25 protein-coding genes are annotated in these 25,473 nt (G+C 34.6%); 21 read left to right on the forward strand and 4 right to left on the reverse strand.

All coding sequences use genetic code 11. The annotated features are described in order from the left end of the window. The first annotated feature begins 49 nt into the window (after positions 1 to 49). Complete coding sequence (gene fmt / locus HMPREF0666_RS07865; RefSeq protein WP_009011860.1) at positions 50 to 1,072, forward strand: methionyl-tRNA formyltransferase; 1,023 nt, start codon at positions 50 to 52, stop codon at positions 1,070 to 1,072. A 265-nt stretch (positions 1,073 to 1,337) separates the two neighbouring features. Here fmt and HMPREF0666_RS07870 read toward each other — a convergent pair whose 3' ends face one another. Next, positions 1,338 to 2,582, reverse strand: coding sequence for an acyloxyacyl hydrolase (locus HMPREF0666_RS07870; protein ID WP_009011861.1), 1,245 nt, complete (start codon positions 2,580 to 2,582; stop codon positions 1,338 to 1,340). A 16-nt stretch (positions 2,583 to 2,598) separates the two neighbouring features. Further along, on the reverse strand, positions 2,599 to 3,348 hold the full coding sequence (locus tag HMPREF0666_RS07875) for an outer membrane beta-barrel protein (RefSeq protein ID WP_009011862.1): 750 nt from the start codon (positions 3,346 to 3,348) through the stop codon (positions 2,599 to 2,601). 944 nt (positions 3,349 to 4,292) lie between these two features. Here HMPREF0666_RS07875 and HMPREF0666_RS07880 point away from each other — a divergent pair. The 19 genes from HMPREF0666_RS07880 to HMPREF0666_RS07965 all read left to right on the forward strand — a co-directional run bounded on the left by HMPREF0666_RS07880 (position 4,293) and on the right by HMPREF0666_RS07965 (position 22,784). Next, complete coding sequence (locus HMPREF0666_RS07880) at positions 4,293 to 5,816, forward strand: hypothetical protein (protein ID WP_042856178.1); 1,524 nt, start codon at positions 4,293 to 4,295, stop codon at positions 5,814 to 5,816. A 4-nt stretch (positions 5,817 to 5,820) separates the two neighbouring features. Then, positions 5,821 to 6,927, forward strand: a complete 1,107-nt coding sequence (locus tag HMPREF0666_RS07885) for a glycoside hydrolase family 99-like domain-containing protein (protein WP_009011865.1) — start codon at positions 5,821 to 5,823, stop codon at positions 6,925 to 6,927. A gap of 17 nt (positions 6,928 to 6,944) precedes the next feature. Beyond that, the gene (locus tag HMPREF0666_RS07890; RefSeq protein ID WP_009011866.1) at positions 6,945 to 7,889 is read left to right on the forward strand and encodes a glycosyltransferase family 2 protein; all 945 of its coding nucleotides are present in this window, start codon (positions 6,945 to 6,947) and stop codon (positions 7,887 to 7,889) included. Between the two features lie 3 nt (positions 7,890 to 7,892). Beyond that, complete coding sequence (locus tag HMPREF0666_RS07895; RefSeq protein WP_009011867.1) at positions 7,893 to 8,861, forward strand: glycosyltransferase family 2 protein; 969 nt, start codon at positions 7,893 to 7,895, stop codon at positions 8,859 to 8,861. Then, on the forward strand, positions 8,842 to 9,855 hold the full coding sequence (locus HMPREF0666_RS07900) for an acyltransferase family protein (RefSeq protein ID WP_157600265.1): 1,014 nt from the start codon (positions 8,842 to 8,844) through the stop codon (positions 9,853 to 9,855). The genes HMPREF0666_RS07895 and HMPREF0666_RS07900 overlap by 20 nt, the downstream gene beginning before the upstream one ends. Before the next feature lie 33 nt (positions 9,856 to 9,888). Next, the gene (locus HMPREF0666_RS07905) at positions 9,889 to 10,923 is read left to right on the forward strand and encodes a polysaccharide pyruvyl transferase family protein (protein WP_009011869.1); all 1,035 of its coding nucleotides are present in this window, start codon (positions 9,889 to 9,891) and stop codon (positions 10,921 to 10,923) included. Beyond that, a complete protein-coding gene (locus HMPREF0666_RS18080) occupies positions 10,920 to 11,222 on the forward strand; it encodes a hypothetical protein (RefSeq protein WP_009011870.1) in 303 nt (100 codons plus the stop codon). Before HMPREF0666_RS07905 ends, HMPREF0666_RS18080 begins: the two co-directional genes overlap by 4 nt. Before the next feature lie 20 nt (positions 11,223 to 11,242). After that, entirely contained in the window at positions 11,243 to 12,019 is a 777-nt protein-coding gene (locus HMPREF0666_RS07910; RefSeq protein ID WP_009011871.1) for a glycosyltransferase, read from the forward strand. Between the two features lie 341 nt (positions 12,020 to 12,360). Next, positions 12,361 to 12,600, forward strand: coding sequence for a transferase (locus HMPREF0666_RS18085; RefSeq protein WP_009011872.1), 240 nt, complete (start codon positions 12,361 to 12,363; stop codon positions 12,598 to 12,600). Beyond that, positions 12,597 to 13,544, forward strand: a complete 948-nt coding sequence (locus HMPREF0666_RS07920; RefSeq protein ID WP_009011873.1) for a glycosyltransferase family 2 protein — start codon at positions 12,597 to 12,599, stop codon at positions 13,542 to 13,544. Before HMPREF0666_RS18085 ends, HMPREF0666_RS07920 begins: the two co-directional genes overlap by 4 nt. A gap of 10 nt (positions 13,545 to 13,554) precedes the next feature. Continuing rightward, a complete protein-coding gene (locus HMPREF0666_RS07925) occupies positions 13,555 to 14,751 on the forward strand; it encodes a glycosyl transferase (protein WP_009011874.1) in 1,197 nt (398 codons plus the stop codon). A gap of 11 nt (positions 14,752 to 14,762) precedes the next feature. After that, entirely contained in the window at positions 14,763 to 15,938 is a 1,176-nt protein-coding gene (locus HMPREF0666_RS07930; protein WP_009011875.1) for an EpsG family protein, read from the forward strand. Between the two features lie 5 nt (positions 15,939 to 15,943). Further along, a complete protein-coding gene (locus HMPREF0666_RS07935) occupies positions 15,944 to 17,002 on the forward strand; it encodes an acyltransferase family protein (RefSeq protein ID WP_009011876.1) in 1,059 nt (352 codons plus the stop codon). 1 nt (position 17,003) lies between these two features. After that, positions 17,004 to 17,885 carry a glycosyltransferase family A protein gene (locus HMPREF0666_RS07940; RefSeq protein ID WP_009011877.1) on the forward strand — a complete coding sequence of 294 codons (882 nt, stop codon included), beginning with the start codon at positions 17,004 to 17,006 and terminating at the stop codon, positions 17,883 to 17,885. Between the two features lie 322 nt (positions 17,886 to 18,207). Beyond that, the gene (locus HMPREF0666_RS07945) at positions 18,208 to 19,305 is read left to right on the forward strand and encodes a glycosyltransferase (protein WP_042856182.1); all 1,098 of its coding nucleotides are present in this window, start codon (positions 18,208 to 18,210) and stop codon (positions 19,303 to 19,305) included. Further along, positions 19,295 to 20,437, forward strand: a complete 1,143-nt coding sequence (locus HMPREF0666_RS07950; RefSeq protein WP_009011879.1) for a glycosyltransferase family 4 protein — start codon at positions 19,295 to 19,297, stop codon at positions 20,435 to 20,437. The genes HMPREF0666_RS07945 and HMPREF0666_RS07950 overlap by 11 nt, the downstream gene beginning before the upstream one ends. 1 nt (position 20,438) lies before the next feature. Beyond that, entirely contained in the window at positions 20,439 to 21,377 is a 939-nt protein-coding gene (locus tag HMPREF0666_RS07955; protein ID WP_009011880.1) for an NAD-dependent epimerase/dehydratase family protein, read from the forward strand. A 3-nt stretch (positions 21,378 to 21,380) separates the two neighbouring features. After that, positions 21,381 to 21,776 carry a WbuC family cupin fold metalloprotein gene (locus tag HMPREF0666_RS07960; protein ID WP_009011881.1) on the forward strand — a complete coding sequence of 132 codons (396 nt, stop codon included), beginning with the start codon at positions 21,381 to 21,383 and terminating at the stop codon, positions 21,774 to 21,776. Between the two features lie 6 nt (positions 21,777 to 21,782). Next, a complete protein-coding gene (locus HMPREF0666_RS07965) occupies positions 21,783 to 22,784 on the forward strand; it encodes a UDP-GlcNAc--UDP-phosphate GlcNAc-1-phosphate transferase (RefSeq protein WP_009011882.1) in 1,002 nt (333 codons plus the stop codon). Between the two features lie 302 nt (positions 22,785 to 23,086). Here the strand turns inward: HMPREF0666_RS07965 and HMPREF0666_RS07970 are convergent, their stop codons facing one another. Continuing rightward, positions 23,087 to 23,869 carry a M48 family metallopeptidase gene (locus tag HMPREF0666_RS07970; protein ID WP_009011883.1) on the reverse strand — a complete coding sequence of 261 codons (783 nt, stop codon included), beginning with the start codon at positions 23,867 to 23,869 and terminating at the stop codon, positions 23,087 to 23,089. Next, positions 23,860 to 24,186: a 2-amino-4-hydroxy-6-hydroxymethyldihydropteridine diphosphokinase gene (locus tag HMPREF0666_RS07975; RefSeq protein WP_009011884.1), complete on the reverse strand. Its 327-nt coding sequence runs from the start codon at positions 24,184 to 24,186 to the stop codon at positions 23,860 to 23,862. Before HMPREF0666_RS07975 ends, HMPREF0666_RS07970 begins: the two co-directional genes overlap by 10 nt. A 153-nt stretch (positions 24,187 to 24,339) precedes the next feature. Between HMPREF0666_RS07975 and HMPREF0666_RS07980 the strand changes: the two genes are divergently transcribed. Then, on the forward strand, positions 24,340 to 25,254 hold the full coding sequence (locus HMPREF0666_RS07980; protein ID WP_050803240.1) for a glucosaminidase domain-containing protein: 915 nt from the start codon (positions 24,340 to 24,342) through the stop codon (positions 25,252 to 25,254). Positions 25,255 to 25,473: the final 219 nt, after the last annotated feature.

Consider the following 25,473-nt stretch of genomic DNA (forward strand, 5'->3'; position numbering starts at 1 on the left):
GCCCGTCTCTTACTTATTTATCTCACCTCTTGTTAAATTCCCAAAGATAATGAAAAAAGATAATATACGTATTGTTTTCATGGGTACTCCAGAGTTTGCTGTGGAGTCGTTGAAGGCTTTAGTTGAGAATGGATATAATGTTGTAGCTGTAGTCACACAGCCTGATAAACCTGTTGGACGTCATCAAGAACAGCTGCAGCCATCACCTGTGAAACTCTATGCACTTGAACATAACTTGCCTGTTTTGCAGCCTGTAAAGATGAAGGATGCTGATTTTATAGATGAATTGCGTTCTTATAAAGCTGATATGCAGGTGGTTGTAGCCTTTCGTATGTTGCCGGAGATAGTGTGGAGTATGCCTCGCTTAGGTACGTTTAATGTACATGCAGCCTTGCTTCCGCAGTACCGTGGTGCTGCTCCTATCAACTGGGCGGTTATCAATGGTGAGACCGAGACAGGTGTGACGACCTTCTTCCTTGATAAAGACATAGATACTGGTCGCATTATCCTTCAAAAACCATTTGCTATTCCTGATACAGCAGATGTTGAGTATGTCTATGATGGTTTGATGGTTTTGGGTGCAAAGATTGCTATGGAAACAATCGATCTCATAGCGTCAAAGTTACCTGAAGACAATTTGGATAATGTTGATTTCTCTGCAGTTCTTGATGGCATAAGTGCTCCTCAGGTGTGTGAAGATGCTGAATTACATCATGCACCGAAGATATTCAAAGAGACTTGCGAAATCAATTGGAACCAGTCTGCTAAGAAAGTTTATAACTTTGTGCGTGGACTCAGTCCTTATCCTGGCACTTGGAGTACACTTTGTTCTATTGAAGACAATGGAGTTAAGCCTTTGATTATGAAGGTTTATAAGACGGATAAGTCTGACCGTACATCTGTAGGTACCCCTGGTACGCTCGTTGTAGAAAAGACCCGTCTCTATGTCAATACGTCTGATAACCTCTTGGAACTTCTTGATATTCAGTTGACAGGTAAGAAGCGAATGGATGTTCGCTCATTCTTAAATGGCTTTAAGGATATAGAGAAGTACCTCTTCCAGACAGAATGACGATAGTTTAGTCAGAATGACAAATATTTAGCCAGAATGACATAAAGACATATTTTCCAATGACATAATTTAAGAGAAGATAGAATGGCAATCTTAATTCACAGTTTATGCATCGCATATCAAATATGTCATTAAAGTGATATGTTTTTATGTCATTCTGTCTAAACTATTGCATTCTGTCTCATTCTGTCTTCCTTTAATTTATGTCATTAAAGCAATATGTTTTTATGTCATTCTGTCTAAACTATCGTCATTCTGTCTTGCTCTATAGCTTCACAGGCATTGTTATTTGTAGTTCTGTGAAGTCTGCCTTCGTTGCATGTGCATTAACGCTAAAGCCTAAAGTAAGATTCTTTAGCTTAGGGAAACTATAAAACACACCAACTTGTTCATGATAAGGTCTTTCCAATCCATTACGTGATTTATAACCCATGTGTCGGTAGAGGTAATAGCCTAAGCTGACACGAACAGACATGTTACCATAAAAGATCTCGTGACGACCTTCGATGCTAAGTGACCACGGACTATGCTTCTCTCCAGTGTATCCATGTTCCTTATCATGTTGTGCAACCCTATTGGCATAATCTCCATAGAAAAGACCAAAGCCTACGCCAGATGCCCAGCGACGTGCATAACGATAGAGTAGGTGAGTATGGAAAGAATAGGCTCCGTAGAAAGTAAACTGCTCCTTACGATAGTCAGGATGTCCTTGCGGTGTTTCAAATTGTGTCTGCTGCCAATCCTCTATTAAGGTTTTACCACCTACTCCAAGGGTAAATTCTGTAAACCAATACTTTTGGAAGGGATCTTTAGGAAGTGTGTTCCCCTTTGCAACCTTTGTTGTTTCCTTCTCTGGTTCGTATACAATACCAAGAAATGGACCTAAATAGTTTGCCCCTTTGTTGGGTCGTGCCATAGCTCCATTGCTATGGTGTGCAAAGTCTAATCCAGCCTTTATGCTCCATTCCTTCGCTACCTTATATTGTCCGTACAGTCCTGCTGTGAAGAAGATATTAAGGTGCGATCCAACATATTCGTTGTCAATATTGTTCTTCTGGTTATATTTTAGTGAAGTATAGCCTACGCCAGTGCCTAAGTAATAGCCCCATTGCCAGTGTTTACTACGATAAAGTGGACGATTAAACGTACCATAGAGTGTCAGAAAGTTGCCTAATTTACTGGTGTAGTCTACTGTCTGTGCTTCTCCCCATGGATTGTCTTTATGCATTGTTGTCCCATGGTTGAAGTTATAACGCAGGCCAACAGAGAATGTTGGATAATTATAATCGCGTGCAAAATCATTCTCTGATGGTGTGATATTTAGTTGTGCAGCTATGGCATGCGTCTCTTTCGTCTTAGTCCAGATACGTGGCTCCTTGTCCAAACATAAAGTTTGGGCAGGGATATAACGCATCTCTACCCCTGTTTTGGGTATAGCAATAGAATCACACTCCTCTGCAGAAGCAACTGCAGAGAGTAGTAAAAAAGGTATGAAAAGGAGTTTTCTCACTTGTTTTCAGGTGGTATTAAAGCACCTGTATTCTGTAGCCAAGTGTTACTTCCAACATACTATTTCGAGCATTCTTTAACAAATCCTTTGCTTCAGTGTCTCTTGCTAACTTTCTGAAGTATAGGTTGTAACGTGCTTCTATCTGCCATTGCTTCCATTCGTAACTAACACCAAGAGGAAGTGCGATATCACCACTATGGATATGATTTTTGAGATTGATATCTTCACCATTTTTCTCTTTAGCATGTGCGCTGATAACATATCCTGCGTGTACTCCAGTAGTGAAACTCCATGGTAAATCTACCCAAGGATACCAACGTACTATATAGTTAGTGTTGATATAATGTAAATTGACATTGTATGGACCATATTTTTGTATAATAGGGTTTCCATAGTCGTCTGCGGTGTTGATATTACGATAGATACCAGAACCTCCTTGGTGGCTATATTGCATTTCAACGTCTATTGCAAGGTTTTTAGCCACGAAGACTTCAACGTATGCACCAGCAACAGCCCCCAACTTAAAATTGTTATCAACACCTATGAGGTTTGATAAGTTTAATCCAACTTTTGGGGCTGCATATAAATCCCATACCGTATGCTCACCAGTTGGTTTAGTATCTTGAACAATGGCTCCTTTAACGTCTTGGTAGCCTTCTTTAACAACTTCGCCAATACGTTTCGCGGCGTTTTTGTTTATTACCTGAGCCTGTCCGTTTGTCAATGCCCCTAAAAGGATGGCAGCAATCAATATAATCTTTTTCATTTTTTAGGATAACTGATTCTGATGCAAAGATAGTGATTTTTCTTCAAACCATTGATATATTGTGGCTTTTTCATACATATAAAGATAGAGAATACAATACAGAATGACATAAAAGTATGGATAATGTTAAGACAGAATGACAAAAATACATATTTTTCAATGACATATTCAATATAGTCTGTGTGGATAAATATGTTAAGCCATAATGACATAAAGACATTTTTAATGACATATTCAATACAAGAAAGGTGGTGGAGCATTAATTATGTCTCTATGTCATTCTGTCTTAGCTTTGTCATCATATGTGCGGGGTATTTCGGTGATTACTCCCCTCCCTTTGGGGGAGGGGTTGGGGGGAGGGGCCAGTTGGTGGGTCAGGCCTTGTTGCTCATTCTTTCTTTTTATATCGTGTGCCTACAATAATTCTATTAATATTCTTTCTTTTCTCATTTTTTTTATTTAAATTTGTACCCATAATAAAGGAAATTAGAACTATTAACAGAATGATTCTGCGAACGAAGCATTTACTGAATTGACCAACACAGTCTTATTGTTTAAGTTAACGATTGTTACTGTACCACGTCTATTTGTTTTTTGCCCATTCGTTCTTATGTGGAGTGACTGTGATAGTTGTCAGCCTGCAAGCTATTCATTGTTTGTAGGGAGGAGATGATATTTCTTTTTTCAGCTTTAATCGGTATCTACGTCTTCTTTGTTTTGTTCTCTTTTCCTTATCTAATCTAAGAGTATCTTAATATTATGAATAACCAATGAAAACAAACGAATTGCCGAGTTTTTTTTGAAGAATTGTGCGGCGAAAGAAGATAGACTTTTTATATTTATAGGAAAATTCCTATTGTCAAGTATAAGTCTTTTGTTGTTATATTATCCAATTATTTGGATTCAGAAATATTTCCCTATTATAATGGGAGGAAGAGGTCGTTATGGAAGGAAATAACAAAACGATAGCCAAAAACACTTTGATGTTGTATATGAGAGCTATTCTCATGATGGGAATAGGTCTTTATACCTCTCGTATTATCCTTAAAGCCTTAGGGATAACTGATTTTGGTATCTATAATGCTGTTGGAGGTATTATAGCTATGTTTGGTTTTATATCTTCTTCTTTGAGCAATGCGACTTCAAGATTTATAACGATTGCTATAGGTCGTGTTGATCAAAGTTATACCAATCGTACTTATGGAAATATAAAAGTAATGTACTATATCCTTTGCGTGGTTATAGTATTATTTGCAGAGACAGTTGGACTTTGGTTCTTGTTTAATAAAATGACCATCCCTGCTGATAGAATGTCTGCCGCATTTTGGGTTTATCAATATTCGGTACTCTCTTCTGTTGTTGGTTTTATTTCTGTGCCATATAATTCTGCTATCATTGCCCATGAGCGGATGTCGGCTTTTGCTTATATTTCTTTGCTTGATGCTACGTTAAAGTTAGTTATCTGTTTTCTTTTGCAGATGTCACCTTATGATAAGTTAATAGTGTATGCTACTTTGTTGTTTTTTGTAGGTGTCATTGATCGGATTATTTATGCAGTATATTGTAATAAGCGCTTTGAAGAAGTTCATGCTCCAGCAAGAATTGATAAAGAACAGTTAAGGGAGATTTTGACAATGTCTGGATGGTCTTTAAGCGGAAACTTATTTTGGATTTTGAATACGCAAGGAGTAAATCTTATCTTGAATGTTTTCTTTGGCCCTGTTGTTAATGCTGCTCGTGGTATTGCGATGCAGGTGCAAGGTGTTATGGGCCAGTTTGTCACAAATTTCCAAACGGCAATTAATCCACAGATTACAAAAAGTTATGCTAATGTAGAATATGATAGAATGCACTCTTTGCTTCATTTAAGTAGTAAGTTCTCTTATTTCCTAATGCTTTTAATGAGTGTGCCTGTCTTTATTGAAGCACCTATAATCTTGAAGTGGTGGTTAGGGACAATTCCTGATAATACTATTGTTTATCTAAGAATTATATTGTTATATTCTGTTTTTGCGACGTTAGCTAATCCTTTATGGATTGCAGTGTTAGCCACTGGTAAACTTAAGAAATATCAACTATGGGATAATACGGTACAAGCGCTTGTTCTACCAATTTCGTATATTGCATTTAAGTTTTTTCATGCAGCCTCATATTGGGTCTTTATTATATTACTTGTTGCTGAAATTGTTGAGATTTTTGTTCGTGTATGGGTCGTTTTACCACTAATAAATCATAAGTATTTAGATTATATTCGTGAGGTTGTTATCCCCTTAGTATTAGTGTCTTTTATTGCCCCATTGGTTCCTTTAGCCTTGTCCAATTATTTATGTACTAATGAGGTGGTTGAATTTTTTATGATTTCTGTTATTTCTGTGTTAAGTTCTTTATTATTCATTTGGTTGTTGGGAATGAAGCGTTCAGAGCGAGTTTATTTTGTAGAGTTTCTTAAAAAAAGGTATAAAAAGTAAGTATATGACACCAAAGATTTTAGCATTATATTTACCTCAGTATTATCCATTTCGCGAAAATGACGAATGGTGGGGTAAAGGGTTTACTGAATGGACTAATGTAGGTAAAGCTAAGCCATTATGGAAAGGACATTATCAGCCTAAAGTTCCAGCAGACTTAGGTTATTATGATCTTCGTGTGCCTGAGGTTCGTGAGCAGCAGGCTGAATTGGCACGAAAAGCTGGTGTCACAGGTTTCCTGTATTGGCATTATTGGTTTGGAAACGGGAAACGGTTGATGGAACGTGTTTTTCATGAAGTTCTTGAGACAGGTAAGCCAGATCTTCCTTTTGCTTTAGCATGGGCAAATCATTCGTGGGATAAGAAAGACTGGGAAGGAGGTAGACTTCATGATATTATGTTGATGGAACAGACCTATCCTGGGGAAGAAGATGCAAGACAGCATTTTGAGTTTTTATTAAAGGCATTTAAGGATGAACGTTATATAAAAGTTGATGGTTGTCCGTTCTTGTATATTTTTAAACCAGACGAAGTGCCATCAACTTATTTACGTTGGTTCAGGCAATGGGCACAAGAAGCTGGTTTTAAGGATTTATATTTAGTAGCTAATGTGTGGGGAAAGAATACATTAGAACATTATCAGGCAATGGGGTATCAAGCTGTTGTTGAAAATAATATGCTTGATTTGTTACAAACAAAATATTCGCAGATGCCTAAGTATAAGGAATTTCTATATCGTGCTTATAGGAGATGCTCTCAAGCGTTGAGTGGAAAGTCCAGAGGAGCTATGAATTATAGGGAGTTTGCTTCTAAGGTTATTACTGATGAATGTAAGAATCGTTATGTTATCCCCGAAATATTTCCTAATTGGGATCATAGCCCACGTAGCGGTAGAGCAGCTACAGCAATATTCTATAATGAAGACCCTGACTCATTCTATGAAATGGCGTGTGATGCATTGAAAGCAATTAAAGATAAACCCTCTGAGGAACAGATTATCATTCTTAAATCATGGAATGAATGGGGAGAAGGCAACTATATGGAACCTGATATGAGGTATGGGCATGGTTACATAGAGGCATTACAAAAAGCTGTGGATAAGTTTAAGTGAATTTTATGTAAAAGACTATGGAGTACGCTATTTCTATTATTGTTCCAATATATAAAGCAGAAAATTATCTTCGTAAGTGCATAGATGGCATATTACAACAATCTTTTACGGATTTTCAACTTATATTAGTTGATGATGGGAGCCCAGATAGCTCTGGAGAAATCTGTGATGAATATGCCTCTAAGGATTCTCGTATAGAAGTGATTCATAAGAGAAATGGAGGACTTACTTCTGCACGTAAATGTGGAGTTGAATATGCAAAAGGGAGGTATTCGATTCAAATAGATCCAGATGATTGGGTAGAATCTTCTTTGCTGGAAGATTTGTATCAGAAGGCTATTAAAGAAGATGCTGACATGGTGATTTGTGACTTCTGGGAGCATTGTGATGGGAATATTGTATATTCAAAACAAGAGCCAAAGTCCCTTGAACATACGGAAGTTATGAAAGAAATGTTTTCAACTCTGAAAGGTACCATGTGGAATAAACTTATCAGAACTTCATGTTATAAGCAATGTAACATTCAGTTCTATGAAGATTTAGTACTGATAGAGGATTTATTCTTGATGTTCCAATTCCTACTCCACCCACTTAAAGTAGCGTACGTTCCTAAGGCGTTATATCACTATGAAAGAAATACAAATCCTAATAGTTTAACAATGGCTCATGGTGAACGCTTCAAAGGGTATGCAGATGGTATATGTAAACACTTTAGAGAATTACTAAAGCCACATCCTATGTTCTGGGAGTTATGGGTAGAAAAAGAAATGCCTTGGATTGCGTATCTGAGTCTGTACTATAATGTCTTTACTGCAAATCGTTTTCATCAAGAATTCGGTTATTTTTCTCGTTTGAAGGCAAGAAATATTAATGATTTCATTGTAAGGATTGCAGTGAACAATTATCGTATTGGGAGGTGTCTCATTTTATTACGAAAAACTATTGGTAAGATTAAATCATAGGTTATGCTTCTTTCTTTTATTATACCAGTATATAATGCTGAGAAATATATAGAGCGTTGTGTGGAGTCTGTATATCATCAAGGCTTAAATATAAATGATTTTGAGGTACTTGTTGTAAATGACGGCTCAACAGACAATACGTCTGTACTTCTAAATAGAATGAAGGTTTCTTATTCTAATTTATCAGTTATAAACAAAAGCAATGGGGGGCAAGGGAGCGCAAGAAATCTTGGTGTTGAAGTTGCTTCGGGTGACTACATTATGTTTATTGATGCTGATGATTATTTAATAGACAATCAGATTAAAGATTGCCTCCAAAAAACAATAGACAATAATTTGGAGGTATGTTGTATGCGTATAAAACGTCTTTTACCTTCAGGTGAACCTGCAAAGGTTAATGCACCACATTTCTCCGAAGTAGAAGTTTATACAGGTTCATGGTTATTGTTGCATGGATATTTCCCAGCTTCGGTTTGTGCGCATTTTTTTAAGAAGGAGTTTTTACTTCGTTCTGGTATACGATTTTTGACGGATATTATGCACGAAGATGTAGACTTCCAGCTTAAGTTGTTTGCTCATATTAAACGTTTTATGTTCTGTCATGTATATGTTTATACGTATTATTATAATCCAGAATCAACTGATCGATTGATGGACATTAATAAACAAAAACGTTCAATTCTATCTGATTTGCAAATATGCAAAAATTTAGTGGATTTTAGTCTCAACGAATCTTTAAGTGATAAACTAAAGTCTTTCTATATAAAAAAATCAAATTCGCAGTTAATTGGCTTATGTTTACACCTTGCTAACAATAGAGATTTAAGTTATGAATTTAAAAGACAGTTTATGTGTAGGGCATATCAAATGCATCTCTTTCCTATTAAAGGAACATGTTTTTCATGGAAAACATATATTTTGAAGTTTATTATTAATATTTTTGCGTATATATATGATAGGTTCTATAAATAAGAGCAAATGTGTTTCTCGTCAATCTAACATAGAAATATTAAGGATTGTTGCAATGTTATTAATTGTACTCCATCATTTATGTATTTATGGATTAAAAGATGGAGGCATTATAATACAATTCCTTGATTCTATCACAATTATAGGAGTCAATATTTTTCTGTTGATATCAGGATTCTTTTCTATAAAACTTAGATGGAGTTCATTACTGAACCTTTTCTTTTTATGTTTATTTTTTAATCTACTTCATGTCTTTCTTGACTCAATATTATTTGATATAGTTCATACTCCTGGTGATTATATAAAAGCTTTTATGGCTTTTAGTCATCCTGGAGGATGGTTTATGAATGTATATTTTTGTTTAGTCTTATTCTCACCTTTACTTAACTTAGCTTTTAAACAAATGGATCAGAAATTGGATGTATTAATCTTAATATGCCTTTCTGTTATAAATGTTTATCTTGGCTTTTTTTTGCATAATGATGTCAATAATAGTGGGTATAACTTATCACAATTTATTTATATGTATTATTTAGGGCACTTAATACATAAATATTTTAAAACGTTGTGTAAAATTAAGAAGAAATATTTTATATTATTATATTTGGTTTCTTCGTTTATCACGATTATTTTAAGTTATTTTGGAATGAAGTATTGGAATTTTCATTATTATAATTCTCCTTTTGTCATTATCTCTGCTGTTTGTGTTTTTAGTTGGTTTGCAAGATTAGAAATAAGAGACATCAAGTTTGTCAATGATGTCGCAAAATCTATGTTGGCTGTTTATCTTTTTTCGAATAGGGGTGGGGTTGCGACACTTATTTATAAGTTAAGTCGAAGTATCTATACTTTTTCCAATGAGATTTTAGTAATTCTTGGATTCATTGCACTTTTATTTGGGATTTTCGTATGTGCAATAGTGATTGATAGGTGTAGGCTACTTATTTGTTCTCCTCTATTACGATGGTTAGATGTTAAAATAAAAACTACAAAATAGACGTTTTTGTAAAATAAATAAAATTTTTTAAAGATGAAATATCAGGTTTTATCTATTGGTAAAAAAACACCTACTGATTTTATAAATATAGGTGACTATATCCAAGGGGTTGCTTCTGCACAGTTTCTTCCGCGGTTAGATGGATTTATAGATCGAGAGCTTGTTGGCAAATATGAAGGGGAGTTGTCTAAAGTAATAATGAATGGATGGTATATGCATTATCCAGAGAATTGGCCACCATCTAAACAAATCATTCCATTATTTGTAGCATTACATATTAACTCTAATTTTAAAGAGCAACTACTTTCGGCTAAGTCTATTGAATATTTAAAAAAGTATGAGCCTATAGGATGTAGGGATTATTATACGATGAATATATTGAGAGCTAAAGGAATTGATGCATTCTTTTCAGGATGTATGACATTAACTTTAGGTCGTTGTTATCATTCTGAGAAAAAAAACAATAAGATTTATTTTGTAGACCCTTATTTTAAAACTCCTTCCTCTCTCAAAGAATTTCTTTATAATTCTCTCTATCTACTGAAACATTGGAAAACGATTTGTGTTATAGCTTCTAAATTTGAATTTTATTGGCATAGAGGATTTTTTCATAGAGTTGTAGTTACATCTTTTTATAGGCAATATATTAAGTTGTTCTCAAAAGAGGTGTTACTAAATGCAGAATATGTTTGTCAAGAAAGTAAACGATATAAAAATAATTTTAAGAATGAAGAAGAGCGATTTGCAGAAGCACAGCGATTAGTAGAAGAATATGCCCAAGCAAAATATGTTGTTACTTCAAGAATACATTGCGCACTTCCATGTTTAGGATTAGAAACACCAGTAATATATGTTGAGAATAAACAACAATCAGAAACAAGTGCATGTCGACTAGATGGTTTAAGAGAGCTTTTTAATATTATTGAAAATGACAATGGCGTGTTACGGACTTTATTTCCCATAGAATTACCTTTAACATGTAAAAGTAACTTTTCTAATAAATCGCTTTGGTATAATATAGCTGATAAGTTAAAAAATATATGTGAAAATTTTATTCAAGCAAAATGAAATACAATATTGCATATTGCATAGAAGGTTTTTATAACCATGGTGGTATGGAACGGGTCTTATCAGTGTGTGCAAACCTTTTATCTGATATTTATTCTATAACGATAATAGTTGCTAATCAAAGGGGTAGGGAACATGCATATAGTCTTGCAGAGAATATTAATGTTGTTGATTTATGTGTAAGTAGTACAAATTATAAAGAAGAATATAAGAAATCGTTAACTCATTATTTACAAGAGCATCAATTTAGTGTCGTAATTTCGTTAGGAGGCTTAGAATTATTTTTTTACCTCAGATAAAAGATGGAAGCAAAAAGGTTATGTGGTTTCATTTCGCATTTGATGTTTCGAAAATGTTTTTGAGCGAAAGATTCCATGGCTGGAAATTGAATTTATTATACTATATCCATACAATACGTAGAGTTTATTTTGCAAAGAAGTTTGATACAATAGTTGTATTATCAAAAACTGATTATGAATCATGGAAAAGATTCTGTAATAATGTTAAGTACATTTACAATCCGATTACAATTGATAGAAAAGTTATTTCTAGCCTTTCTGAAAAAACTGTGATTGCGGTAGGACGGCTTGGATGGCAAAAAGGTTTTGACATTCTTATAGATTCTTGGGGTTTGGTTGATGATAGGCATCCAGACTGGCAGTTGGATATTTTTGGGGAAGGTCCAGATAGATTAGATTTACAACACCAGATAGACAGAAAAGGGTTACATGATAAAGTGAGGCTGTGTGGTGTAACAAAGCAAATAGAAGAGGAGTATGGAAAACATTCTATTTATGTTATGAGTTCTCGTGCAGAAGGTTTCCCTTTGGCTCTACTAGAAGCATCTAGTTGTGGTTTACCTATGATATCTTTTAATTGTCATCAAGGTCCAAGTGAAATTATTCAGGAGGGAGAAAATGGTTTTCTTGTAGATAAAGTAGGAGATATATATACTTTATCTAATCGTATTTGTAAACTTATAGAAGATAATAATTTGCGTAATATGATGGGGGAAAAAGCACTGGTTTCTTCTTTTAGATTTGAAGGAGAAGTTATTAAAAAAGATTGGATAAATCTTTTGAAACAGTTAATTTAAAAATATGAGGTATATTGAATGTTTGGATTATATTCGAAGTGATTATTACCGCATAACAGGGAGACGGGATGTAGGAATTTATAGAATGTGGTTGTTAACACTTTTTGATGGCGGATTTCATTTTCTATTTTGGCTGCGTTTGTCTAATTGTAATAATTTGTTACTGGGGGGGTAAGTAGGTTTATCTATCAGATTATAGGTCTTATTTTGCATATTTCTATACATCGCCAAACTCAAATGGTTATGGACTGAGAATAGTACATAATGGACCTATAGTTATAAATGTTTCTGCGATTATAGGTGACAATGTCGATATTTATCAAAATACCACTATTGGAAGTATGTTTTTAAAAGCTGCTCAGATTGGAAATAATGTTTATATAGGTCCATCTGTTTGTATAGTCGAGGATGTAAAAATAGGAGATGGAGTAACAATTGGTGCAGGTTCTGTAATTGTAAAAGACGTTGAAGCTGGAACAACTGTTGCTGGGAACCCTGCAAAAGTCATCTCACATAAGGAACCGGGACGCCTCGTTTGGAGAAGATGGAATCGTGAATGGAATAAATATAATAAAAAATGAATCCACAAATATCTGTTATTGTTCCTGTATATAATGGAGAGCGTTATCTCCATGAGTGCATAGATAGCATTCTTAATCAAAGTTTCACAGACTTTGAGTTAATATTAGTTGATGATGGCAGTAAAGATGGCTCTGCTCATATATGCGATGATTACGCAAAGAAAGACCAAAGGGTACGAGTTATACATAAGCAAAATGAAGGTATAAACGCTACTCGAAGGCGTGGAGTTCGTGAGGCTAAAGGGGTATGGGTTAATTTCTGTGATAATGATGATTCTTTACCGCAGGATGCCTTAGAAAATTTATATTGTCTTACAGAGGACACAGACATTGTATTAGGTTTTCCAGATACTCCTAATTATCGTAGAGAATTGTCACTTGATGATTGTCGTCGTAATATGATTACAGCAAGGCTTCTCCCACCATCCCCTTGGGCGAAACTATATCGTCGGTCATTATTGACAGATGATATTTTTGATTTTCCTCGGGAAATAGACGGAGAAGAAGATATGATAATGAATATTCGTTTAATGTTTAAGATTACTCGTGCACCACATATATGTTTTAGGAAGGTGTATAATTTCCGGCGTAATACAGCTAGTGTTTCTCACACGAAAAAGGCTTCTTTAGAACATGAGGAGATTTTTGATAAGATAAGGGCAATATCTATTCCTTCTGATATGGTCTCTTGTTATATGTCAGAGATTTTGTGGAGCAGATTGAATGGCCTTGTTAGTATTGCATTTAATAATCCAGAGTCTATTGTTGAATGGGAACATCCCTATCTTGTCCAGCTTAAGAGAGATATAAAAAGGTATCAATATAAGCTAAATCTTCAACAATGGCTAATGGTACATATTCGCACAAAAAAAATATTAAAGCTTTGTGCTTTCATGATTATGGTAAAGAATTTCATTAAATATCGTTTAGGGCTTAATAACTAATTGTATTTTTATGAGATTGACTTTAATATCCTTATCCACTCCTACATTTAATAATTGTCGTGCAGCGAGTGCTTTACCTTATCATTTGATATCTTCAGTAAAGAAGTCTTTTCCAGCTTCGATCAATGTATATAGCTATAATATTAATGAATTAGATACAGCCCAGATAGAGCAAGTAGAAAAAGAACTGAATATAACAATTCATCTGTTAGATAAACCTAAGTGGTTAAAATTGATGATGATGTTACATTTGTTCTTTCTTCGAGTTTTCTTGAAATATCCACTGTATAGTTATTGTAGATTACCCCAGAAACATATTGATTCTATTAAAAGTACACACTCTGATATTATTTGGATTTATGGTGAGGAGTTAGCTAGTCATTCTAAATATTTTGAAGGTTCAAAATGTATAGTAACTATGCCTGATTGTGAATCTCTTTATTATTATAGGATGCTTCGGCAGCCTTGGGCAACTATGAGTCTATTGCAAATAATGAAGTATTCATTTGCATACTGGCAGTACAAGAGTTTAGAGAGGCGTTTCTGTGAGAAAGATGTAATATATCATTTTGTTGGTAAGGAAGATGCGGATTTTTTTAAATCGATGAACGGTCAAGCTAATTCTTTATTTATGCGCCATCCTTTATATGCCTATAATAGCAAAAAGACTATAAAGTTTCATCAACCAAAGATAAAATTATTATTTACAGGCAGATACGATTTTTATTGTCAGCATGGAAGTGATGATTTTTTGTCAGAACTTAAAAAAAATAGTCATGATCTATCTTCCTATTTTGATATAACTTTTTTAGGAAAAGGATGGGAGAAGTGGAGTGAAAAACTACATAAGGCTGGTTTCCATTCTCATCATATTTGTTTTGCGCCAGATTATATAGCCGAGTTGCAAAAACATGATATACAGGTTAATGCTATAGACGTTGGTACTGGAACAAAAGGTAAGGTGTTAGATGGGATAGCAAATGGTTTGCTTATCATTGGTACACCTTATGCATTAGAGAATATATCTGTAAAAAATGGAGAGTCGTGTGTTATGGTCTCTAATGGTATTGATTTTATTCAATCTCTTTATGCTATAAAGAAAAATATATTTCTCTATGAGAGAATTGCTAAAGAGGGGCAAAAAAAAGTCCTATTAGAACATAATACAATGGCTATAGCAAGAAATCTTTTTGGAATTATTAATTAAATAAGTAATTTATGTGGTTGTATCTTCTAATTTTCTTTATACCTGTTTTTTCCTATCTATCTTTTAATCCAGGAAGGAATCAACATAGTTCATTTTTGTTCCTATTTCTTTTAGGCTTATCTCTTTTCGTAGGCTTTTCTGATATGTTTGGTGGTTATGACAGATATATTTATGGAGAAATTTTTGATAATATTGCTGACATAACAACGATGAAAGGAAAGTATTCTGAATCGCTTTATTATAATTTTTATAATAGTGAATTTGGTTATACTTTTCTAAATGTACTAATATCTTTTTTTACAGAGAATCGTTATATTTTCATCTTAATAATCACATTGATTATTTATATCTTTTTATTTATATCTCTAAGGAAGTATACGGAAAATTATCCTTTAGCTGTAATTTTATTTATGGGCTTATGGTTTTTCTTTACATTTACCTATTTGAGACAAGTGCTTGCTGCAACAATTGTATGGTTAAGTATTCAGTATGTTATTGAACGTAAGTTGTGGAAATTCTTGGTAGTCTTTCTTATAGGATTCTCTATGCATAATTCTGCTATTATTTTCTTTCCTCTGTACTTTATACCATTAAAGAAATTTTCCCCAAAATTAATAGTGGGAGTTATGCTGTTTTTACTATTGTTAGGACTATCTCCTTTACCTAACTCACTTTTTGAAGTATACGAAAGTAGTTCTATTGTTGAGCGGCATGCAGAGTATAATGCAAGTGGTGATTTAAGAATAGCATATATTTTAGAAGCATTTTTCTTTTTATACCTTATATTAAAGAGCTATAAATATATCCCTGCCGATAAGTTTCATGTAGTCTTGTTGAATATGGCACTTATTTTCTGTGGTATATTACTACTATTTGTTCGCTCTGAGAATGGTGGGCGTTTGAGTTGGTATTATATGATCGGTATAATTGCAACAATAACATCTATTTGTACTTATAAAACAAATATACAAAATAAGATTCCCCTTTTTCTTATAGGGCTGAGTCTATTTCTTTATATACGAATTTATACAGGATGGCAGGTTTATCTTAACTTATATCCTTATAAAACATTCTTTACAAATGGTGTTAGAGTAGGAGATTATAGTTGGGAAAATTATGAATACAATCATGAATACGATAATGATAAATTTTGTCGTAAGTCTTTTCGATTTTTACCAAATATGTAATATTTATGAAAAAAATAAAGGAGAGATATTCAAACTTTGAATTGCTTAGGATTGTTGCGATGATTTTGGTTCTAATAGTTCATGTACTGATATGTCTACCTCGCCCTACAACCGCTTTCGTTATAGCAGAACCTTTTAAAGCAATAAGTTTCTATTTTATAGATGCGATTTCTATAATTTGTGTTAATGTCTTTATTCTTATTTCCGGATGGTTCGGTATAAATTTAAGACTGCAAAGACTAAGTATACTTTTGTTTCAAGTTTTTTTCTTTGCAATTGTAATTTGGGGAGTACTTGTTTTTATTGAACCTAGTAGTAAGCATATGAATTTGCAGAGCTTAACAACGGTCTTAATGCTAAATGGTAGTGACTATTGGTTTATAAAAGCTTATTTGGGTCTTTATTTTTTATCGCCTATTTTAAATGTCTTTGTGGAAAATGTGGATCAAAAGTATTATCGTAATATTTTGATACTACTTTATATTTTCCAAACTATTTATGGATGGTTCAGTATTGATGGAGCTGCATGGATGGCAGGTGGATACTCTGCTTTTTCTTTTATTTGTCTTTATCTTTTAGGTAGATATTTAAAAAAATACGGCGATACTATTAATGTAGGAGGATATTTTAGAATTTGTTCGCTCTCAAAAGGAAATCTATTGCTATTATTTTCAAGTATTGTTTTTCTTCTAACCTTTTTAGCGTATACGGTTACATATTTAGGAATCCCAATAGAAGGGCGTTTGTTTACTTATACAAATCCGCTTGTTATATTAGAATCTATTGTTTTAGTTTTATTATTTAGCAAAATTAAATTTAAAAGTTCTATCATAAATCGAATTGCTTTCTCATGTTTAGCAATTTATTTGTTGCATGGAAACGAACTTATCTTACGTCCTTATTATGGTAAGTGGATTGCTCAGTGGTACAGTTGTGAGACAACGACAAGCTTTGTTATGAGAACCTCGTTTCTAATCTTTGCTGTGTTTATAATGGCTATATCTTTGGATCAGATTCGTCTTGTTTTAAGCAAGATAATATTTTCAAAAAGTAAATGTGTTTGATATGATTGATATATTAATTAGTGTCTTTACTCCCACATATAATCGTGCAGGCCTTTTGCACCGTTTATATGACACTTTAATTCTTCAAACATATAAGAATTTTGAATGGATTATAGTAGATGATGGTTCTAAGGATAATACTAAAGACGTTGTTAGTTCCTTTGTAAAGGAAGGGAAAATAAATATACATTATGTACAGCAAAAGAATGGCGGAAAGCATAGGGCTATTAATACTGGCGTTGGATTAGCTAAAGGAGAACTCTTCTTTATTTTAGACAGTGATGATATTCTTCCTAATAATGCTTTAGAACTGGTAGTTGAAACTTATCAACCTATTAAACATGATATATCTTTTGCTGGTGTGTCAGGCATAGATGGATATTTTGATGGATGTATAATAGGTAGTGGGCTTCCTGATGACTCTATAGATTGCAATTCTGTTGATATTCGATATAAGTTTCATGTAAGAGGAGATATGAAAGAAGTCTTTCGTACTTCTGTAATGAAAGAGTTCCCCTTCCCAGATATAGAAGGAGAAAAGTTTTGTCCAGAGGCTTTGGTGTGGAATCGTATTGCAAAAGAATATAAGTTACGTTATTTCAATAAGATAATATACAAGGTAGAGTATCAATCAGAAGGATTAACGTCTAATATAGTCAAAGTTAGGATGAGAAGTCCGATTACTACTATGATGTGTTATGCAGAAATGTTAGAGCTTGACATTCCATTTAAAGATAAGTTGAAAGCTGCTATTAACTATTGGAGATTTCGTTTGTGTTATAATGGAAATGATAGTTATCCGAAGATTCCTGGATTATGGAATGCTGTAGCACCTTTAGGTTGGTTGATACATTTGAAAGATAAGCGTGTAAATAAAAGATAGTTAAGAGGATTCTATAATTCATAACATACCTGTATATATGTGTTAAACTGGAATGTTAGTCCTATATTTGGTTCCAAGCATACTAACACTGAAAATGCTATATTATTATGTGTCTTCTCGGAAGCAAATAGATTATTACTATTGCGTAAATTTTCGGTTTTGCTGTCATTCCTATCACTTGAGAGTAAGTCATAACCCTTTGAATATCAATTTTATATAATGAAATGTTAAAAGTGACAGCAAACACGTTTTAAACTTTCTGTGGTATTTGTGGAATACTTTTGAAGATTATCTGGCATTATAGAACAAAAGAAACAGGATAATGAGAATATTACAAGTCATAACATCTTTGGATATGGGTGGGGCTGAAACTTTGGTGGTTAATTTGATACCAAGGTTGCAGGCTTTGGGGAATACGGTGGATTTATGTATCTTTAATGAAAAAGAAACACCATTGACTCAGAGATTAAGGAAAGAGAGTCCACAGACAAAGATATATGCGTTAGGACATGGGGTTTATAATCCGCTCTATATATTAAAGCTGGTAAAGATAATGAAGAATTATGATATTGTTCATACGCATAATTCTTCACCACAGCTATTTGTAGCAATCGCTAACTTATTTAGTTCTCGAAAGTTGGTCTCTACGGAGCATACAACTTCTAATCGTAAGCGTGATTGGAAATGGTATGCACCAATTGAAAGCTGGATGTATGGACAGTATAATCATGTTATCTGTATAAGTCAGATTGCTGAGGACAAGTTGCGAGAGTATATGGGAGGAGTTTGGTTAGATAATACCAATCCTCAATATAATCAAATCTCAACAATTAATAATGGCGTAGATGTTAAGGCTATAAGTGATGCAACTCCCGATAATGCTTTGTTGTCATTAAAGGAACAAAGAAAAGCTATTTTGATGGTAGCTGGATTTCGGGATGCGAAAGATCAAGATACGGTTGTTAAAGCCTTAGGGCTACTCGATAACAGTCACTTTGAGGTTTGGTTTGCTGGGGTTGGTATACGTCAAGAAATCGTTAAGCAGTTAGCAGATTCACTTGGTGTAAGTGAGCGAGTTAGATTCTTAGGCTTACGTACTGATATTCCAAATGTCCTGAGAGCAGCAGATGTTATCGTGATGTCTTCTCATTGGGAAGGGTTGAGCCTTAGTAATGTAGAGGGAATGAGTGCACATAAGCCTTTTATAGCCTCTGATGTTAATGGCTTGAAAGAAGTTACTAAGGGATATGGTATTCTTTTCCCACATGAGGACGCAAAGGCATTGGCTGATGAAATTAAACGTTTAGTAAGTGATGAGACTTATTATAACGAGATTGCTGAACGCTGTTATAATAGAGCTTTAGAGTTCGATATCAGTATGATGGTTGTTGGTTATAACAAGGTATATAATGAAATATAATAATAAAAACATACTCCATGTTGTAAATATTTACTTTGTACTTCCTTATTTTATAGGAGGGCAATTTAAGTACTTTAAAGAGAAGGGATATCGTTTCCACGTTGTGTGTTCAGCGTCAGAATACTTGGATGCTTATGCCAAGGAGAATGGTTTTGATTATCGTGTGATGCCTGTTCTGAGATCTATTAATATTCTTCAAGATTTTAAGACTATTGTTGGTATTTGTCGATATATCAAAGAAAAAGAAATAGGGATTGTTGTTGGACACACGCCTAAGGGTGGTTTGTTGTCGATGATAGCCGGATGGTTAATGAGGGTGCCAAATCGTATTTATTTCCGTCATGGACTTGTCTATCAAACTTCACGTGGGCTAAAACGTTTTGTCCTTATGAGTGTAGATCGATTGGCATCCCTTTGTGCGACCAAGATAGTATGTGTGTCTCCTTCTGTTTTACAACACTCTGTAGAGGATCATTTAGCGCCCGCAGCCAAGCAATTAATTCTTCATAAAGGGACGTGCTGTGGAATTGATACCGAAGGAAAGTTTAATCCAGATAATATTGATACAGCTAAGCTATCTTCTATGAGAAGAAAGTGGGGCATTGATACTAACGATTGGGTGATAGGGTATTCCGGTCGTTTAGTGAAGGACAAAGGAATTATAGAGTTGGTAAGAGCTTTTCGCAAGGTAAAAAAAGACAATCCTCATTACAAACTTCTTCTTGTTGGAATGTTTGAAGTTCGAGATGCGCTTCCTGATGATGTTCAAGAAGATATAAAGAAAGATACTCAGATTATATGGACTGACTTTCAGAATTGTGATATGGAGTATTTTTACGCAATGATGAATGTTTATGTCCTTGCATCTTATCGTGAGGGATTTCCTACAGGTGTTTTGGAGGCTCAGTCAATGAAAGTCCCTGTTATTACAACTCGTGCAACAGGATGCTGTGATTCTATACTTGAAAATGAGACAGGATTGTTTGTAAGACATGATGTAGACCAGTTGGCTGCAGCTATTCGTCGTATTCATAATGGAGAAACAAATATAGATGGAGTAAAGGCACGTAAGTGGGTTCGTGATAACTTTGAGAATCATATTGTTTGGAAAGAAATAGAAAAATTATATTGAAATGAAAATACTTATTACTGGCTATCATGGCTTTGTTGGACAAAATCTTATACCTTATTTGAAAGAGAAAGGACATGTTGTCTACGGGCTTGGGCGGTCAGGCGATTATTTATGGAAAGATCTTGAAGAAAATAAATTACCGGATGTAGATGCTATAATTCATCTTGCTGGTAAAGCACATGATACGAAGAATCAGACAGAAGCTGGTGTTTATTTCAAAGTTAATGTTGATTTGACAATGAAGGTCTTTAATTACTTTATCAAACATCCAAATATAAAAAAGTTCATATTCTTCTCTTCTGTCAAGGCCGCAGCAGACCAAGTTAATGGTGAGGCTTTGACAGAGGATATGCCGATGACGCCTAAAGGCCCTTATGGAGAAAGTAAGGCTGAGGCTGAGAAGAAAATAAATGAGGTATGGAGTAATTTGGATATGAATCAAAAGGGCTCTCGTCATGTGTATATTTTGCGTCCTTGTATGATGCATGGGCCCGGTAATAAAGGTAATCTGAACTTACTTTATAAAGTCGTAAATGTAGGATTACCTTGGCCATTAGGAGCCTTTGAGAATAAGCGTTCTTTCTGTTCTATAAGCAATGTTTGTTATGTAGTGGGGCAGCTTTTGGCTTTTGATGTAAAGAGTGGAACTTATAATTTGGCTGATGATGAAGTTTTGTCTACAAATGAGTTGATTGGTATTATTTGTGAAAACTTAGGTCGTCCGACTCGAATATGGAAATTTGGACGCTCTGCTATGTCATCTTTAGCTAAGACTGGTGCCAAATTGCATTTACCTCTAACCACGGAACGTTTGGCTAAGCTTACAGAGAACTATATTGTTGATAATAGCAAGATTAAGAATGCGTTAAAGATAGACAGAATGCCTGTTCCTGCTCGTGAAGGTCTTTCTTATACGATACATAGTTTTAAGGAAAAATAGTAAATGGAAATCATAGATAAGAATTTGTTAGATACTGTAAGTGCAGCAGCAAAGTCGTCAGAACGCTTGCGGATGAATCATAATTTTCATGAAACTTTAGAGGCTCCATGTCAGCGTATGTTGAATGCTTTGGAACCTGGAACTTTTGTCCCTATCCATCGTCATAGACATACAGCAGAGACTTATATACTACTGCGTGGAAAGCTTAAGATATTTTTCTATAATGAAGAGAAAGTAATTATTGAAGAGGATGTTCTCGACCAATCTCATGGATGTTATGGTGTCCATATTCCTGCTGGGATATGGCATTCTATGGAGGTATTAGAGTCTGGTACTATAATCTTCGAAACAAAGGATGGTCCGTATACTCCTATAACAGAACAAGATATATTAAAATAAGTAAGCATGTTGCAGATAGCAATTATATTTCTTTCGCTTTTCATTCTTGAAGTTTTATATTTTAAGGTTGCTGATTACTTTAATATTATAGATAAGCCATCAGAACGAGGGTCTTCAAAGTTTATTACTCTTAGAGGAGGTGGTATAATCTTTTATATTGGTGCCTTAATTTGGTTTATATTCTATGGAAGAGAGTATTGGCTTTTCTTTATAGGACTTAGTATAGTCTCTATACTTAGTTTTGTTGATGATATACATTCTTTAAGTGCACGATTACGTTTACCATTGCAGTTTATAGGAATGTTACTGCTATTATTCCAGTTAATTCTTGGGAATAATAGTATAATAGATATAAACAGTAGTGGATTCTTTACTATAGTCCTTATTCTTGTTTTGGGCTTGGTGATTTGTACGGGAGCTATGAATGTTTTTAATTTCATGGATGGTATCAATGGAATAACAGGTGGATATTCATTAATAGTCCTTTCAGCTATACTTTTCATTTTAGATAAAGAAACTTTGTTGGGTCAGTCATCAGAAGTTGAGACCATTGTATCTTTGTTAAAGATAGTTTTATCGGCTGCCCTTGTATTTTGTTTCTTTAATTTCCGTAGTAGGGCCAAGTGCTTTGCAGGAGATGTTGGTTCTGTTTCTATAGCCTTTATTATCTTGTTTACACTTGGTTTTATAGTTATAAATACAGGGGACCTCTCTTGGCTGTCTTTCCTCGTTGTTTATGGTGTTGACGGCTGTCTAACTATTTTACATCGTATAATGTTGCATGAGAATATTTCTCAACCTCATCGAAAGCATTTGTTTCAGATTATGGCAAATGAGTTGAAGATACCCCATGTAATAGTTTCCCTTGTTTATATGGCGGTACAATTATTGTGCTGTATTTGGTATATTATGTATCCAGGTTATCTTACACTTTTGTGCCAGATTATAATATTATCTATTATATATATACTATTCATGCGGAAGTTCTTTAAATTGCATCAGGGATAGAGATAGTATAAGCTTTATAGGAATTATTAAGGGCTGACGTCGTAGATCTTAATGTCTTCGGTGCCAGCCCTTGTTGTGTTTTTCCATATATTAGATTATGGTAATATCTTGTAACTCTACTTTCTTATCTGATACATGTAAGCCGTCGAATTATTGAGCAGATGAATAAAAATCCTAAATTCTATTAGGTTTGTACCTCAAGAGGGTGATAAGCAAGAGTTTTTATGCTATTTAATAATGTTAGTGTCGCAAAAGTACGAAAAAAAAATGAACGAACGAAGAAAAGAAAAGAAAAATAGTACTTATTTTTCAAGATTTCTTTTCGCTTCTTTTTTGATAATATCTTTTACAGAGTCAGGCGTGTTTAGCGGTAGTAACATTGTAGATATCAATGAGTTGAAAATTGTCGATATGTTTTTTAATTGCGTCGTCTCATTGTGTTTGTTAGTCGTGTTGTCGTCTATTTTCGATAGTGAATCTTTAGGTAAAGTAGCCTCATAATTATTCCAGCAAGCAGCTGACATTCTTTTTATCTGAGCAAGTCTTCTTTGCACATCTTCATCCTTTTTATACTGACAATAAATCTTTTCAGCATTCATATATTGGTCGTATGCCAGTTTCCATGCCTGTAGAAACATATTACATAGGCCTAAGCGGTAATAGACATCAGCCTTTTCTCGTTCATAACATACGGTTAGTGTTTTTTCATAATAGGGGATAGCCTCTTTGTAACGCTTAAGGTTGAACTTACTTTCAGCCGTGGTGTAATAGTAGACTGACCGTTCATGTGGGGCGAACACCTCCAGTTTTGGCATAGCATCCTCCAAGTATTTAGCGGCAGTCTCGTAATCCCAATCGTGGTAATAGCACAATCCTATATAAGCCTTAAAGCGTTCGTTAAGCTTATACTCTTTATCTAATCGCTGAAAGATAAGCAGGGCTTCATGATACTTTGCCGACGTAAAGTATTCCAATGCCTTTCCCAACTCTTCAGCATCCTTGCTTTTCTGTGCAGATGCAGAGACAGAGCACGTTAGGAACAGTAGGAGTGTTATGATTAATTTCCCTGTTATTCTTACAGCCATATAATCTCTTTTACAATCTTCTCGCCGTATTGTGCAAGGTCTATATCAATCAGAACCTTTCCCTTTTGATGGTTTTCATGCGAGTCACCCATCGTCTGTTCAATCTCCTTTAGACATTGTATAACTTGAGTGAGCGACATCTCTGTTTCAAGAGTTCCTATACAGTTTAAGAACTTATCCGACGTGATTCCAATCGGTTCAGTCCATCGCCTATCAGAGAATTTGACATTCTTGAAACGTTGTTTCAACAGTGTTTGTGCCTTGTAAATATTCTCCTCTTGATTATGGTTTGACCCCAATGCGATAATAGTCCTCATAGAGTACAAAGTTACGTATAAGTTTTGAAATGTTTGAGAGATTTAAGATAAATCACTTTGTAGTATATAATAAAACGTGTATTTTTGCAGTTATATTATCTAAAAAGAACTTTTTATGAAGCGATATATTTTCCTTTTATCTCATTCCTCTATATGTTTTCTACCGTAGCGTCGGGACAGGCAAGGTGGAATCAAGTTTATCAATCTTATATTGATCAGTACAAAGACATGGCCATTGAAGGTATGTTGAAGTATGGTGTACCTGCAAGTATCACCTTAGCACAAGGTTTGCTTGAGAGTGGGGCAGGCCGTGGCCGACTCGTACTTTTAGGTAATAATCATTTTGGAATCAAATGTCATGGTTGGGTTGGACGTACTATCACACACGATGATGACGCAAAAGGAGAATGTTTTCGTGCCTACGATAGTGCATTAGAGAGCTTTGAAGACCATTGTAAGTTTCTTCGTGACCGTCCACGTTATAAGAGTCTGTTCAGTTTAGATAGAACTGATTATCGTGGTTGGGCATACGGGTTGAAGCGAGCTGGATATGCTACTAACCCTGTTTATGCGCAGAGTTTGATTAATCTGATAGAGTTGTATAAGCTCTATGAGTATGACAAGGCTACTCGTTACGACCGATTTATGGCGCATCACAGTGGTGAGAACACTGTTGTTCGTGATATTGATAAGGGTAGGATTAGTCCTGCTCAGATAGTAGGAGCCCATCCTATCAATAGATACAATGATAACTATTATATTGTTGTAAGACAGGGAGATTCGTTTAAGTCGTTAAGTAAGGAGTTAGAGATAAGTGCAAGGAAGCTTGCTAAGTATAATGAGCGCGATAAGCATGACCAACTTATTCCTGGTGAGTATATCTGGTTGAAGAAGAAAAAGAAGAAAGTGCCGAAAGAATATAAGAATCGCCCATATTATGTACGCAAGTCTGAGAGCTTATATGATATTGCGCAGCGATATGGTATTCGTCTGAAGAGTCTCGTGAAGAAGAACGAGAAACTTGCTGAGCGTGGTCTGCGGATTGGCGATGAGGTGATATTATATTAATACAGAACCCACCGGGTTACCTCTATGGAGATGTTTGCAAATGTTGTTGGGTATTGAATATTGACTGTTATTGGCCGGAGTTAGATTGTCATACTTCGCTCATTACCTATATAGTTATAGCGAACTTAATCCCGTTAGGTACTCCTCTCTTTCGGAGGAGGTAGGAGAAGACGTCTCTTTAGACACCTTCCTTTTTCAGAGATGTTGATAGGAGGTCAG

Source organism: Prevotella sp. C561 (assembly GCF_000224595.1).
Lineage (GTDB): Bacteria > Bacteroidota > Bacteroidia > Bacteroidales > Bacteroidaceae > Prevotella > Prevotella jejuni.

Excerpts from the sequence above, each read along its gene's own strand:
- HMPREF0666_RS07940 (WP_009011877.1), top strand. The coding sequence starts at position 17,004 with ATGATTGATATATTAATTAGTGTCTTTACTCCCACATATAATCGTGCA.
- HMPREF0666_RS07975 (WP_009011884.1), bottom strand. The coding sequence starts at position 24,186 with ATGAGGACTATTATCGCATTGGGGTCAAACCATAATCAAGAGGAGAAT.
- HMPREF0666_RS07920 (WP_009011873.1), top strand. The coding sequence starts at position 12,597 with ATGAATCCACAAATATCTGTTATTGTTCCTGTATATAATGGAGAGCGT.
- HMPREF0666_RS07900 (WP_157600265.1), top strand. The coding sequence starts at position 8,842 with ATGATAGGTTCTATAAATAAGAGCAAATGTGTTTCTCGTCAATCTAAC.
- HMPREF0666_RS07880 (WP_042856178.1), top strand. The coding sequence starts at position 4,293 with ATGGAAGGAAATAACAAAACGATAGCCAAAAACACTTTGATGTTGTAT.
- HMPREF0666_RS07930 (WP_009011875.1), top strand. The coding sequence starts at position 14,763 with ATGTGGTTGTATCTTCTAATTTTCTTTATACCTGTTTTTTCCTATCTA.
- HMPREF0666_RS07935 (WP_009011876.1), top strand. The coding sequence starts at position 15,944 with ATGAAAAAAATAAAGGAGAGATATTCAAACTTTGAATTGCTTAGGATT.
- HMPREF0666_RS07965 (WP_009011882.1), top strand. The coding sequence starts at position 21,783 with ATGTTGCAGATAGCAATTATATTTCTTTCGCTTTTCATTCTTGAAGTT.
- HMPREF0666_RS07950 (WP_009011879.1), top strand. The coding sequence starts at position 19,295 with ATGAAATATAATAATAAAAACATACTCCATGTTGTAAATATTTACTTT.
- HMPREF0666_RS07980 (WP_050803240.1), top strand. The coding sequence starts at position 24,340 with ATGTTTTCTACCGTAGCGTCGGGACAGGCAAGGTGGAATCAAGTTTAT.
- HMPREF0666_RS07875 (WP_009011862.1), bottom strand. The coding sequence starts at position 3,348 with ATGAAAAAGATTATATTGATTGCTGCCATCCTTTTAGGGGCATTGACA.
- HMPREF0666_RS07905 (WP_009011869.1), top strand. The coding sequence starts at position 9,889 with ATGAAATATCAGGTTTTATCTATTGGTAAAAAAACACCTACTGATTTT.
- HMPREF0666_RS18085 (WP_009011872.1), top strand. The coding sequence starts at position 12,361 with ATGTTTTTAAAAGCTGCTCAGATTGGAAATAATGTTTATATAGGTCCA.
- HMPREF0666_RS07960 (WP_009011881.1), top strand. The coding sequence starts at position 21,381 with ATGGAAATCATAGATAAGAATTTGTTAGATACTGTAAGTGCAGCAGCA.
- fmt (WP_009011860.1), top strand. The coding sequence starts at position 50 with ATGAAAAAAGATAATATACGTATTGTTTTCATGGGTACTCCAGAGTTT.
- HMPREF0666_RS07955 (WP_009011880.1), top strand. The coding sequence starts at position 20,439 with ATGAAAATACTTATTACTGGCTATCATGGCTTTGTTGGACAAAATCTT.
- HMPREF0666_RS07895 (WP_009011867.1), top strand. The coding sequence starts at position 7,893 with ATGCTTCTTTCTTTTATTATACCAGTATATAATGCTGAGAAATATATA.
- HMPREF0666_RS07970 (WP_009011883.1), bottom strand. The coding sequence starts at position 23,869 with ATGGCTGTAAGAATAACAGGGAAATTAATCATAACACTCCTACTGTTC.
- HMPREF0666_RS07910 (WP_009011871.1), top strand. The coding sequence starts at position 11,243 with ATGTGGTTTCATTTCGCATTTGATGTTTCGAAAATGTTTTTGAGCGAA.
- HMPREF0666_RS07925 (WP_009011874.1), top strand. The coding sequence starts at position 13,555 with ATGAGATTGACTTTAATATCCTTATCCACTCCTACATTTAATAATTGT.
- HMPREF0666_RS18080 (WP_009011870.1), top strand. The coding sequence starts at position 10,920 with ATGAAATACAATATTGCATATTGCATAGAAGGTTTTTATAACCATGGT.
- HMPREF0666_RS07890 (WP_009011866.1), top strand. The coding sequence starts at position 6,945 with ATGGAGTACGCTATTTCTATTATTGTTCCAATATATAAAGCAGAAAAT.
- HMPREF0666_RS07945 (WP_042856182.1), top strand. The coding sequence starts at position 18,208 with ATGAGAATATTACAAGTCATAACATCTTTGGATATGGGTGGGGCTGAA.
- HMPREF0666_RS07885 (WP_009011865.1), top strand. The coding sequence starts at position 5,821 with ATGACACCAAAGATTTTAGCATTATATTTACCTCAGTATTATCCATTT.